Source organism: Sphingomonas sp. Leaf9 (assembly GCF_001421355.1).
GTDB lineage: Bacteria > Pseudomonadota > Alphaproteobacteria > Sphingomonadales > Sphingomonadaceae > Sphingomonas.
Map to the genome: position 1 here is coordinate 829,293 of NZ_LMKC01000002.1, position 13,211 is coordinate 842,503.

General features: G+C 67.0%; 5 protein-coding genes and 2 pseudogenes. All 7 read left to right on the top strand.

Going from position 1 to position 13,211, the window contains the following annotated elements:
- Positions 1 to 2: 2 nt before the first annotated feature.
- Complete coding sequence (locus ASE58_RS07830; RefSeq protein ID WP_055819451.1) at positions 3 to 2,996, top strand: GH92 family glycosyl hydrolase; 2,994 nt, start codon at positions 3 to 5, stop codon at positions 2,994 to 2,996.
- On the top strand, positions 2,993 to 5,398 hold the full coding sequence (locus tag ASE58_RS07835; protein ID WP_055819453.1) for a beta-mannosidase: 2,406 nt from the start codon (positions 2,993 to 2,995) through the stop codon (positions 5,396 to 5,398). The genes ASE58_RS07830 and ASE58_RS07835 overlap by 4 nt, the downstream gene beginning before the upstream one ends.
- The gene (locus tag ASE58_RS07840) at positions 5,395 to 7,029 is read left to right on the top strand and encodes an endo-beta-N-acetylglucosaminidase (protein WP_055819456.1); all 1,635 of its coding nucleotides are present in this window, start codon (positions 5,395 to 5,397) and stop codon (positions 7,027 to 7,029) included. Before ASE58_RS07835 ends, ASE58_RS07840 begins: the two co-directional genes overlap by 4 nt.
- 141 nt (positions 7,030 to 7,170) lie before the next feature.
- Positions 7,171 to 10,233, top strand: a complete 3,063-nt coding sequence (locus tag ASE58_RS07845) for a TonB-dependent receptor (RefSeq protein ID WP_055819459.1) — start codon at positions 7,171 to 7,173, stop codon at positions 10,231 to 10,233.
- A gap of 89 nt (positions 10,234 to 10,322) precedes the next feature.
- Positions 10,323 to 11,831 carry a tryptophan halogenase family protein gene (locus tag ASE58_RS07850; protein WP_055819462.1) on the top strand — a complete coding sequence of 503 codons (1,509 nt, stop codon included), beginning with the start codon at positions 10,323 to 10,325 and terminating at the stop codon, positions 11,829 to 11,831.
- 37 nt (positions 11,832 to 11,868) lie between these two features.
- Positions 11,869 to 12,090, top strand: a pseudogene (locus ASE58_RS18300) (glycoside hydrolase family 125 protein); the annotation flags it as partial.
- A gap of 1 nt (position 12,091) precedes the next feature.
- Positions 12,092 to 13,211, top strand: a pseudogene (locus tag ASE58_RS07855) (glycoside hydrolase family 125 protein); the annotation flags it as partial.

Sequence of the window (13,211 nt, forward strand, 5' to 3'; positions counted from 1 at the left end):
GGATGCTGGCGGGGGCGATGCTGCTGGCGCTGGCGATCCCGGCGGTGGCGCAGGAGGCGGACGATCCGGTGCAGTGGGTCGATCCGATGATCGGCACCGATGGCGACGGCCATGTCTTTCCGGGCGCGACGCTGCCGTTCGGCATGGTGCAGTTGAGCCCGTCGAACAGCCGCGACGGATGGAAGTGGACCTCGGGCTATCATTACAGCGACACCGTGATCGACGGGTTCGCACATACCCATATCAGTGGCGCGGGGCTGGGGGCGCTGGGCGACATATTGCTGATGCCGACGCGGGTGGCGGGCACGGCGATGGGTGCACTGGACAAGCCCGGCAGCGGTTATCGCTCGCGCTTCTCGCATGATCGGGAGAAGGCGGCGGCGGGCTATTACCGCGTCCACCTCGACGATGCCGACGTCGATGTCGAACTGACGACGACGCTGCGCACCGGGTTCCACCGCTATCGCTTCAACGGGGCGGGGGATCGCTATGTGGTGATCGACCCGATCCATGCGGTCGGCGACGATCATGCGCTGGAAAGTGGGATCGAGGTGGTGTCCGATCGCGAGATTCGCGGGTGGCGGCGGACGATCGGGTCGTCGGCGGGCGGGCGCACCGTCTATTTCGTGGCGCGCTTCTCGCAGCCGTTCGCCGCGAGCCAGTTGACCGAAGCCGACCGGCCGGTCGCCGGGGCGGCGGGCAAGGGCGCAGCGCGGCGGGCCTATGTCCGCTTTGCGAAGGATGTGGGCCAGGTCGAGGTGGCGGTGGCGATCTCGCACGCTTCGGCGGAAGGGGCGCTGGCCAATTTCCGGGCGGAGGCCGAGGGGCAGAGCTTCGACGCAGTGCGCCGCGCGGCGCAGGAAATGTGGGCGAAGCGGCTGTCGGCGATCCGGATCGACGAGGCGGATGCGAAGAAGAAGCGCATCTTCTACACCGCCAGCTATCACGCGGCGATCGCCCCCAATCTCGTGTCCGACGTGACCGGCGACTATCGGGTGGAGGGCAGGGTGCTGCGCTCGGCGATCCCGCAGTTCAGCAATTTTTCGAACTGGGACACGTATCGCGCAGTCCATCCGCTGCTGACCATTGTCGATCCGGACAAGGCCGGCGGCATTGTCGCCAGCATGGTGTCGCGCCACCGCGATGCCGCCCTGATCCTGCCCAGCTGGGAAGCGGTCGGCCATGATAACCGGGTGATGATCGGCTATCCGATCGTGTCGATCGTCGCCGATGCGGTCCTCAAGGGGCTGCCGGGCGTCGATCCCGCCAGCGCCTATGCCGCGATCCGGGCGAGCGCGTTCGACCGAACGAAGCACAGCAACGTCTATGACCTGAACGGCATGGACGGCTATTTGCGTTACGGCTTCGTGCCGGCGGACGTCGCCAGTTCGGTGTCGAAGACGACCGAGCAGAATTACGAGGACTGGACGATCGGGCAGGTCGCGGCGAAGCTGGGCCGTGCCGACGATGCCACGCTGTTCGCTGAGCGTGCGACCGGGTGGCGGCAATTGTACGACCCGGCTTCCGGCTGGCTGTTGCCGCGGCTGACCGACGGGCGGCTCGCGCCGATGCGGCGGGACGATTGGGGTGACCTCAACCGCCATTACGTGTCGGGCAATATCTGGGCCTATTCCGCCTACACCCCGCACGACATGGCGGCGGCGATCCGGCTGCATGGCGGGCGGGCAGCCTATGGCGACTGGTTAGAGCGCATCTTTCGCGACACGACGCCGATCGGGGGCGAGCAGCATGTCGACCTGTCGGGGTTCGTCGGGCGCTATGGCCATGGCGACGAGCCGGGGCATCAGATGCCGTATCTCTTCAACCTCGCCGGACAGCCGGGGCGGACGCAATATTATGTAAACCGCGTGGTGCGCGAAATGTATTCGGATCGGCCGGGCGGGTTGGTCAATAACGACGATCTGGGCCAGATGTCGGCATGGTATGTGTTCAGCACCTTGGGCTTCTATCCTGCCGCGCCGGGTGATCTGACCTATCAGATCGGTGCGCCCTACCACCGCCGCGCGACGGTGACCCTGCCCGGCGGGCGGACGTTTGCGGTTGAGGCGGAGGGACTGTCGGCGCGCAATATCTACGTTCAGTCGGCGACGCTGAACGGGCAACCGCTGACCGCCAGCTATCTGACGCACCGGCAGTTGCTGGCGGGCGGCACGCTGCGCTTCGTGATGGGGGCGCAGCCGTCGAGCTGGGGCAGTCGGCCGGAGGATAGCAGCCTCGGCGCGTTCGACGATCGGGCACAGGTGGCGGTGGCGCAGCGTGCCCCCTGGGCGCCTTATGATCCGGTCGACGATCCGCGCTTTGCCGTGACGCGTGATGTGACGTTGCAGGCGGCGGGGGGTACGATCCGCTATAGCCGCGACGGGGGCGAGCCGACGTTGCGCTCGACCCGCTACGGCGCGCCGGTGCGGATCGATCGCGATACCGTGATCCGTGCCGCCGCGTTCGATCCGAAGCTGGGGCGCAGCACGACGCTGGAGCGGCACTATGTCCGTAGCCTGCTGAAAGGGCTGGCCCCCGGTTTCCCGCGCATCGCTATTGCCGAGGACGGGATCGGCTATGGCGAGAAGGACGGCGCGATGCTGATCGACGGCATTGTCGGTGGGCAGGCCTATGGCGACAAGCGCTGGACCGGGCGGGTCGGTGACATCACCACGACCATCGACCTCGGCAGCCCCAGGCCGGCGCGCACGCTCACCATCGGTTATCTCGACGATGCGATGAACGGCATCCTGCCGCCGCGCCGGTTCGAGGTGCTGGCCGGCGACGATCCCGCCCGCCTGACCCCGATCGCCACGCACGACATCGGCGCTTGGCAGGGCGTGACCCAGCGCGTCGAGCGTATCGCCATTCCGCTGCCCGGTCGCCCGTATCGCCATTACCGCGTCCGCGCGGTCGCGTGGGGCGACATGCCCGCCTCCCTCAAGCCGCCGGGCAAGCCGGCCTGGCTGTTCCTCGACGAGATCAACCTGCAATGATGCCTGCCACGACCCGCCGCGCGATCGACAGCGGCTGGACCTTTCGCCAGTCGGGGGCGGAACACTGGCTGCCGGCGCAGGTGCCGGGGTCGAACTTCACCGATTTGTGGCGCGCCGGGGTGGTCGAGGACCCGTATCATCGCGACGCCGAACCGCGCCTGCAATGGATCGAGCGCGCAGACTGGGAGTATCGCTGCACCTTCGACGTGACGCCGGAGGAACTGGCGGGCGACAGCGTGGCGCTGGTGTTCGACGGCCTCGATACGCTGTGCGACGTGTCGCTGAACGGCGCGGCGCTGTTGTCGAGCGACAATATGTTCCGGTCGCATCGGGTCGAGGTGAAGGATCGGCTGCGTGTCGGTGCAAACGAACTGGTGCTGCTGTTCCGATCGCCGGTGTTTTATGGTGAGGCGCGCCAGGCGGCGGACGGCTTCACCTATCCGGCGGAGAACGACAAGACCGACGTCCATGCCAGCGTCTATGTGCGCAAGGCGCCCTATCATTTCGGCTGGGACTGGGGGCCGAAATATGTGCCCTCCGGCGTGTGGCGGCCGGTGTGGCTGGATGTGGTGCGGCGCGGGCGGATCGTCGACGTGCAGTACCGGATCGAGGCATTGAGCGAGGCGCAGGCCGTCGTCGCGTTCGACGTCGCGGTCGAAGGCGCGGGCGAGGTCGAGATCGCTTGCGACGTCGAGGGCATCGCGCCGGTACGCGGCACGACGGCGCGGGTGGTGATCGACAACCCGCGCCGGTGGTGGCCGAACGGGCTGGGCGAGGCGTTCCTGTATCGCTTCACCGCGACGCTCCATGACGATGCCGGGGTGATCGACCGGGCGAGCACCCGCGTGGGCCTACGTACCATCCGCGTGCGCAACGAGCCGGATGCGATCGGCGAGTGTTTCGAGATCGAGGTGAACGGCCGCCGCACCTTTATGAAGGGCGCGAACTATATCCCGTCGGAGAGCTTCCTCGAACGGGTGACGCCGGAGCGCTACCGCCAGCTCTTCCGCGATGCCGTCGACGCGAACATGAACATGCTGCGGGTGTGGGGCGGCGGGACGTATGAGAGCGACCTGTTCCACGACCTGGCCGACGAACATGGCATCCTGATCTGGCAGGATTTCATGTTCAGCTGCACGCTGTATCCGTCCGATCCCGCCTTCCTCGCGAATGTCGCCGAGGAAGCGCGGCAGCAGATCCGGCGGTTGCGGCGGCATCCGTCGCTGGCGCTGTGGTGCGGCAATAACGAGGTGTCGCTGGGCATCGCGCATTGGGATTGGCCGACGACGTTCGGCTATCCACCGGAATTGTTCGAGCGACTGGTCGCGGCCAATCGCGAGCTGTTCGAGCGGGTGCTGCCCGAACTGGTCGCCGAACAGGACCCGGAGCGGTTCTACCTGCCGTCGTCGCCGATTGGCTTCTGGAACGACCCCGCCGATGATTGCCGCGGCGACAATCATTATTGGGGCGTGTGGCATGGCGAGGAACCGCTGAGCGCCTATGCCGAGCGGGTGCCGCGCTTCATGAGCGAATACGGGTTCCAGTCCTATCCCGACGTCGCCTCGGTCGAGCGCTTCACCGATCCCGACGACCGCGTGGTGGGGTCGGCGGTATTGGCGCTGCACCAGAAGCACCCACGCGGCGATGCGATCATCGGGCGGTTCCTGCGCCACCATTATGGCGAGCCGCGCGACTTCGCTGCCTTCTGCACGCTCAGCCAGCTGACCCAGGCCGATGGCCTGCGCATCGCGTTCGAGGCGCATCGCCGGGCGATGCCGCGCTGCATGGGTTCGCTCTACTGGCAGTTCAACGACTGTTTCCCGGCGATCTCGTGGTCGAGCATCGACTATTATGGTCGGTGGAAGGCGCTGCAGTATCAGGCGGCGCGGTCGTTTGCGCCGCTGATCCTGTCGGCCGAGCCGGTGGGCGACGGCTTTGCAATTCATGTCGTGTCGGATCTGATCGATCCGATCGAGGCGGAGTTGGTGGTCGAACGGATCGGGTTCGACGGCACGCTGCACTGGCGACTGGCGGAGCCGATGATGGTGGCTGCGAACGCCGCCGCCATCGTCGCGCACGTGCCGGCGGCGGCAGGCGATGTGCTGGTCAGCCGCATCGTCGCGGCTTCGGGCGAACTGGCGCGCGACGTGCGGATGGTGCGCGATGCGCCCGCCTGTCGCCTGCCCGATCCGGGGCTGTCGGTGCGGATCGAGGACGGTGCCGTCGTGGTGCGCGCGGAGCGGTTTGCGCGGGCGGTGAAGATCGTGGTCGCTGCAGGTAATCTGACCGACAATTATTTCGACCTGTTGCCGGGCGAGGAACGGCGGGTGACGTTGCGTGCGGGACGGTTGGCCGACGATACCGCTGTCGCAGCATCCAGCTTGGTCGACTGGATCGCATGAGGGGAGCGGTTGCCGCTGCCGCGCTGATCGCGGCTGCCCCGGCGGCGGGGCAGGGGGCGCCACTGTCGCTGACCATCGACGAACTGCTGCGCTGGACCCCGGACGGGGCGACCGCCGATCCGGGCAATGTCGCACGGGTACCGGTCGCGCGGCGTTTCGTCGCCCGGCCGCTGCGGCGGGGCGCGGCGATCGATCCGCAGGTCCGCGTGCTCTATGCCCCGGACGGGATGAACGACCTGGGCGGTGAGCGCGGGCGGCAGGCACGGTTCAACGGCTATGTCGTCATCCATCGGCCGCAGATCGACACGCTGGCGTGGTTCGCGGGCACGGCGGATCGCGGCATCAACCTGCCGTCTCGCGGCTGGGTGGAGGCGGCGCATCGCAACGGCGTCGAGGTCATCGGCACGGTGTTCTTTGCGCCCGTCGCGTGGGGCGGATCGCCCGGGACGGTCGCGTCCTTCCTGCGCCGCGATGCGCAGGGGCATTTCCCGGCGGCACGGCAGCTGGTGCGGATCGCGCGCCATTATGGCTTCGACGGCTGGTTCGTGAATGCCGAAACTGCGGGGGCAGACGGCGCGGCGATGATCGATTTCATGGCCGAACTCCGCGCGGTCGCACCAGCCGGCATGACGATCCACTGGTACGACGCGCTGCTGCCCGATGGGCGCGTGCGGTGGCAGAATGCGCTGACCCCCGCCAATGCCCGGTTTTTGCAGGACGGCACGCGGCGCACGGCGGACGCGATGTTCCTGAATTACGATTGGACGCGGGCGGGACTGGCCACGGGGGCGGCGCTGGCGGAGCGGATGGGGCGTAGCCGCTACGACGTGTTCATCGGTGCCGACCTGTGGCCGGCACGCGATGCCCAGCCTGCGTTTCGCAACAGCGGCTGGCTGGATGCGCTACGCGAACGACCCGGCGGGCGGGCCTATGGCTCGATCGCGCTGTTCGCGCCGCATTTCGGCTATAGCTGGCCGGGCGATGCCCGCACGCCGCGCTTCAGTGATTTCGCGCAGGACCCCCGCGATGTGGCGCGCTTCGAGGATGCCGAGCGCCGGCTGTTCGCGGGTGACGGGCGCGATCTGGGCAGGGCTGGCGGCGCGGGCTGGCCGGGCGTGGCCTCGCTCGCGCCGACCAAAGGGCTGGTGCCGGCCTTGCCCTTCACCACCAGCTTCAACACCGGCCATGGCCGGGTCGAGGCGCGGGGCGGCAGCATCGTCGGCGGCCCGTGGCATGACATGGCGCGACAGGATGCGCTGCCGACGTGGCAGTTCGCGACACTGGGGCAGCGACCGGTCACGGTCGGCTATGATTATGACGCGCCGTTTCAGGGTGGGTCGTCGCTGCGGATCGCGCCACAGGCGGCGGGCGGGCGGGTGACGGTGCCGCTCTACACGCTGCGGCTGGGGCAGGCGGTCACGGTGACGGCGGTGACGCGGGGCGGGGCGGGCTATGCCGTGCGCGTCGGGCAATCCAGCCGCCCCGTCGCTGCCAGTGCCGGATGGCAACAGACCCGCTGGTGCATGCGACCGGGCGCGGGGGAGGTGCGTGTGTCGGTCATCGTCCTTCGCGCCGCCCGCCACGCCCTGCACCTCGGTCAGTTGTCGGTCGAGGCCGGCTGCCGGGATTAGAAAGACTCTTGACATATTCGCCGCGTGTTGTGCATGTAATCGATTACATGATTAAGGGCAGCTCGAGTCGGCATGAGACCGGACGACTGCGCAGCAGCGAGGCGGGCGGTTCGGGCCGCCGCTGAAAAAGGGGAGGACGGGATGAAGAATTTTCGGATGGGCGAGCGCGTGCGGGCGGGGCTGATGACCGGTGTCGCGGTCGCCGGCATGATCGGCTTTGCCACGGCGGCGCAGGCGCAGGCGACGGTCGGGGCCGATCCGGTCGCGACCGATACGCCGGCGACAAACGCCGACGAAGGGCAGGGCGACGGTGAAATCCTCGTCACCGGCTATCGCTCGTCGATCGACCGCAACCTGCGCGACAAGCGCAATTCGGCCGCCGTCGTCGAGGTCATCACTGCCGAGGACATCAGCAAATTCCCCGACCGCAACGTCGCCGACGCGCTGCAGCGCGTGCCGGGCGTGGTCATTACCCGCGACGGCGGTGAAGGGCGCACGGTCAGCGTGCGCGGGCTGCAACCCGACCTGACGCTGACGCTGCTCAACGGCAATTACATCGCGTCGTCGGAAACGAACAGCGAGGCGACCCGCTCGTTCAACTTCCTGCTGATGCCGTCGAACCTGCTGGGAAAGGCCGAGCTGTTCAAGTCGTCGGAAGCACGCATCGACGAAGGCGGCATCGGCGGCACCGTGATCCTGCACACCCGCCGTCCGCTCGACCTGCCGGCATGGTCGGGCTTCGTAACGGCCGAGGGCACCTATGCCGACACGACCAAGGGCGTCGACCCGCAGCTGTCGGGTCAGCTGTCGTGGAAGAACAAGGACGAGACGTTCGGCGTGCTGGTCAGCGCGACGTGGCAGAAGCGCCAGACGCGCACGATGAGCGCCACGACCGAGGACTGGCTGTGGTACGATCAGAACCCGTCGCGCAGCGGCGTCGACGTCAATGGCACGCCGTTCTCGCCACAGCCCAGCGAATGGTGGGGCCAGTCGGGCTTCAACGACCAGAACGGCCGGCTGTATTCGGGCTTCTTCATGCCGACCGCCGTCAATTTCGGCATCCGCGACGAAAATCGCGAACGGCTGGGCGTTCAGGCGACGGCGCAATGGCGGCCGACCGATGGGCTGACGCTGACCGCCAATTATTTCCGGTTCAACCTGACCGGCGATTACGTCAACAATTCGCTGAAGATTCCGGAATGGAACATCGCCCGCTTCAACGGGGATGGCAACTGGGCCGGCGGGCGCCTGCTCGACAAGCTGACCTTCGATCCCAGCGGGACGATCGTCACCGGCGCGCAGTTCAGCCTGGTCAACGGCAAGCAATATTATTGCAGCGAGGCACAGGCGGCGGCGGGCGGTCAGCGGCCCGGCGGCTGGGGCCCCGACGACTGCACCGTGCCCACCCCGCAGCTGACCGGCGGCTACAGCCGCGAGGAAGCGCTGTCGCAGACCGCCGATTTCGAGGCGGAATATAAGAGCGACAATTTCGTCGGCGCCATCAAGCTTGGCCGCACCTGGTCCGAAGGCGGGCCGTCGATCAACTTCCGCATGTCGGCCAAGCCGCGCGTGGCGGTGAACGGTGCCTATCAGCCCGGCAACCGCTTCAGCGCGTGGGACCTGACCGGCACCCCGACCATGACCTTTTCGCCCGACCTGCAGGATCGCATTCTGGGCGGCCTTGCCGAGATCGATGTCGGGTCGACGGATTCGTCGTGGATCAACACCCGCATCTCGCAATATTATGGTCAGGCCGATGGCACATGGCTGGTGTCGAACGGGGCGTTCGATTCATTGCAGTTCGGTTTGAAGTATCGCGACGGCACGGTGCATCGCAATACCGGCAACACGATCTGGAACTGTCCGGGCACGACCACCCGCTATCAACAGTGCGATACGACGGCCAGCACTGCGCGGCCCGAATTCTTCCTGTCGAACCCGATCACCAACATTCCCGGCGGGTTCGCGGCGAACGTGTTCCCCGGCATCAATTTCACCAATTATCTCAGCTATCTCGACGACCGTTATGGCGGGTCGGTGCGGTTCGAGGAGCCGGACTTCATCTACAATGTGGGTGAGAAGATCTGGTCGGGATACCTGCAGGCGAACATCAAGAGCGATCGCCTGCGTGGCAACTGGGGCGTGCGGGTCGTCCATACGAACCAGCGCGCGGAATCGACCGATGCGGTCGAACGCTTCCTCGATTATTTCGCCGATGGTCCCGATGGCCGCCCGCTCGCCTGTACGCCGGGTGCGGCCAACCAGATTTGCGAGAGTGGGTTCGTGCGTGCCGAGGTGCGGCAGAAGACGTTCGAGCTGAACACGCTGGAAAAGACCTATACCGACGTCCTGCCCAGCCTGAACCTCGCCTTCGACGCCACGTCGAACCTCGTCGTGCGCGGTGCGGTGGCGAAGGTCATCGCGCGGCCGGCGTTCACCAACCTCGCCTTCCCCGGGGCGCTGAACTTCGTGTCGGAGGAATATAGCAGCGACCGCGTGGCCGGTGGCGGCACCAGCCAGCCCGGCTGGACCGGCAGCGGGTCGAACAAGGACCTGGAGGCGTTTCAGGCTTGGCAATACGATATCGGCCTCGAATGGTATTACCATCGCGGATCGGTGATCGGCGTCGGCCTGTTCCGCAAGGACGTGAAGAACTTCGTCGTGCCGGTGTCGCAGGATCAGGCGGTGACGATCGGCGGAGAGACGGTCAACGTCCGCAACTTCTCGACCCAGGCCAATGGGCAGGACGGCGTGTCGCAGGGCATCGAATTCTATGCACAGCATACGTTCGATTTCGGGGTGGGGTATCAGGCCAACCTGACCTTCAACGACACGAACCTTGCCGCCGTCGTGCTGAACGGTCGGGAGATCGCCAAGTCACCGTTGGTCGGCAGTGCCGAGAACCAGGCGAACTTCACGCTGTTCTATGAAAACGACAAGTTCCTGGCGCGCGCATCGTACAACCGCCGGGGCGAGGTGGTGAACGGCACGCACAACCAGCTGACGATCTACACCGAACCCTATGAGCAGGTGGATTTGAACGTCGCGTACAACCTGACGCCGCAGCTGGTGCTGACGGCTTCGGTGCTGAACCTGACCAAATCGGAGCTGCGCCAGCATCTGGGCGACGATACGAAGGCGCGGTTCTGGACCAACGGCTATTCCGGCCGCATCCTGTTCGCCGGGGCGACCTTCAAGTTCTGACGGCACGGTACCGGTCCGACGGAGCGCACGGGCTGTGTCGGACCGGTCGCGCTGATACGACCGGCGGCATGCAAAGGGAGCAACGCCGAATGACCGACAACCGCATCCGGACCATCGTCGTGCTGGGCGGCGGCAGCGCCGGCTGGATGGCGGCGGCGGCGCTCGCCACCTATCTGGGGCGCGGCGTGTCGGTGCGGCTGGTCGAATCCGAAGAGGTCGGCATCGTCGGCGTGGGGGAATCGAGTGTCCCCCATATGAAGACGTTCAACAGCGAGACGCTGGGCATCGACGAACGTACATTCGTGACGCGCACCAATGCCACGTTCAAGCTTGGCATCCGCTTCACCGACTGGGGGCGGATCGGCGACAGCTACATCCACGGCTTCGGTACGATCGGACAGGGGCTGGGGCCGCTGCCGTTCCACCAGCTCTGGCTGCGGCGGTTCCTGGCCGGCAAGGCCGCGCCGCTTGGCGACTATTCGCTCCAGACCGTGGCTGCGCCCGCCGGTCGGTTCCAGTGGAACGGCCCGCCGGGTTCGCTGCTGTCGGACATTGCCTATGCCTATCACCTCGACGCCGTGCTCTACGCCCGGTTCCTGCGCGAGCTGGCCGAACGACGCGGGGTCGAGCGGATCGAAGGGAAGGTCGTCGACGTCGAGCAACAGGGTGAGAACGGCCATGTCGCCGCGATCACGCTGGCCGATGGCCGGCGGGTCGAGGGCGAGTTCTTCATCGATTGCTCCGGCTTTCGCGGGGTGTTGATCGAGCAGACGCTGAAGACCGGCTATCTCGACTGGCGACACTGGCTGCCGTGCGACCGGGCGTTCGCGGTCCCGTCGGAGACGGTCGGGCCGCCCATGCCCTATACCGAAGCGGCGGCGCGCTCGTCCGGATGGCAATGGCGCATTCCGTTGCAGCACCGGGTCGGCAACGGCCATGTCTATTCGAGCGCGTATGAAAGCGACGAGCAGGCGATGGCGACGCTGCTCGATACGCTGCAGGGACAGGCGCTCGACGTACCGCGCCAGTTGCGGTTTACGGCGGGGCGGCGGGTGAAGGCCTGGAGCGGCAATGTCGTGGCGCTGGGCCTTGCCGCCGGGTTCCTCGAACCGCTGGAATCGACCGGCATCTATCTGGCGCAGGCAGGTATCCGGCGATTGCTGGGCCTGTTTCCCGGGCGCGACTTCGACCCGGCGCTGGCCGATCGGTTCAACCGGGAAACTGCGCTCGAATATGAGCGTACCCGCGACTTCCTGGTACTGCATTACAAGGCAACGACGCGCGACGACACGCCATTCTGGCGCTATTGCCGGACGATGGACGTGCCCGATCCGCTGCGCGAGGCGATCGAGCTGTTCCGCGCCGATGGCCGCTATTTCCGCAATGGCGAGGATTTCTTCGCATTGCCCAGCTGGGTGCAGGTGATGATCGGGCAGGGGATCGTGCCCGCCGATTATCACCCGATCGTCGATGCCATGCCCGAGGGGCATCTCGACCAGTATCTGGCGCGGGTGCGGGGGGAGATCGCCGGCGCGGTCGCCGCCATGCCGCCGCACCACCAGTTCATCGACCACCATTGCAAGGCGACGGTCGCCTGACCGCGCGCCTATTTTGTTTACCAACGGAGACTGCCCGATGCCGACCGACCGCCGCACTTTGATGACGCAGGGCGCGCTGCTGGGCGCGGGGCTGGCGACCGGGGGKTTCGCGATGGCGCAGGGCAAGCCGGCATTTGCGAGCAAGCGCCCGGCGCCGGCGGATCGCCGGTTCGTGAGCAAGTCGGTCGAGCAGGAGATCGCGCGGGTCAGCGGGATGATCGCCGATCCCGAACTGGCGTGGCTGTTCGCCAATGCCTATNGCGCCCCTGCTTTCCGCTCTTGTCGGCGGTTCGGCCCGGCGCCGGCGGATCGCCGGTTCGTGAGCAAGTCGGTCGAGCAGGAGATCGCGCGGGTCAGCGGGATGATCGCCGATCCCGAACTGGCGTGGCTGTTCGCCAATGCCTATCCCAACACGCTCGACACCACGGTGCGGATGGGGATGGTCGGCGGGAAGGCCGACAGCTTCGTCATCACCGGCGACATTCCCTGCCTGTGGCTGCGCGATTCGGCGGCGCAGGTGAAGTCGTACCTGCATCTGGCGCCGCGCGACGCGAAGCTGCGCGAGCTGTTCCGCGGGCTGATCGCGCGCCACGCCCGCTCGGTGCTGATCGACCCCTATGCCAATGCCTTCATGGAAGACCCGACCGCCAAGACCTCGCTCGAATGGGCGAAGGTCGACGAAACCGAGATGAAGCCGGGGGTGGCCGAGCGGAAGTGGGAGATCGACTCGCTCTGCTATTCGATGCGGCTGAGCCATGGATACTGGTCCACCACCCGCGACGCCGCGCCGTTCGACGCGACCTGGGCGGAGGCGATGCGCGCGATCGTGCGCACCTTCCGCGAACAGCAGCGCAAGCAAGGGCCCGGACCCTACAAGTTTCAGCGCGCCAGCCGCCAGCCGACCGAGACGCTGCTCGCCGGATACGGCGCGCCGACGCGCAAGGTGGGCATGATCCATTCGGGCTTCCGCCCGTCGGACGATGCCTGCCAGTACCCGCTGTTCGTGCCGGCCAACATGTTTGCGGTGACGACGCTGCGCGAAATGGCGCAGGTCGCCAATGAGGCACGCAAGGATGCCGCGCTCGCCAACGATGCGACCGCGCTGGCGAACGAGGTCGCCGCCGCCGTGGCGCAGCACGGCACGATGCGTCTGCCCGATGGGCGCGACGTGTGGGCCTATGAGGTCGATGGCTTTGGCAATGCGATCTTCATGGACGATGCCAACGTACCCTCGCTCTCCAGCCTCGCGTGGCTCGGCTGTGTACCCGCCAGCGATGCGCGGTGGCAGCGGACGGCGGCGGCGGCGTGGAGCGAGGCCAACCCGTGGTTCTTCAAGGGGCGCGCGGGCGAGGGGATCGGCGGGCCGCACCAGGGCATGGA

What these genes read in the sequence shown, in the direction of transcription:
- ASE58_RS07830 (WP_055819451.1), top strand. Translation starts at nt 3, where the DNA reads ATGCTGGCGGGGGCGATGCTGCTGGCGCTGGCGATCCCGGCGGTGGCG.
- ASE58_RS07835 (WP_055819453.1), top strand. Translation starts at nt 2,993, where the DNA reads ATGATGCCTGCCACGACCCGCCGCGCGATCGACAGCGGCTGGACCTTT.
- ASE58_RS07840 (WP_055819456.1), top strand. Translation starts at nt 5,395, where the DNA reads ATGAGGGGAGCGGTTGCCGCTGCCGCGCTGATCGCGGCTGCCCCGGCG.
- ASE58_RS07845 (WP_055819459.1), top strand. Translation starts at nt 7,171, where the DNA reads ATGAAGAATTTTCGGATGGGCGAGCGCGTGCGGGCGGGGCTGATGACC.
- ASE58_RS07850 (WP_055819462.1), top strand. Translation starts at nt 10,323, where the DNA reads ATGACCGACAACCGCATCCGGACCATCGTCGTGCTGGGCGGCGGCAGC.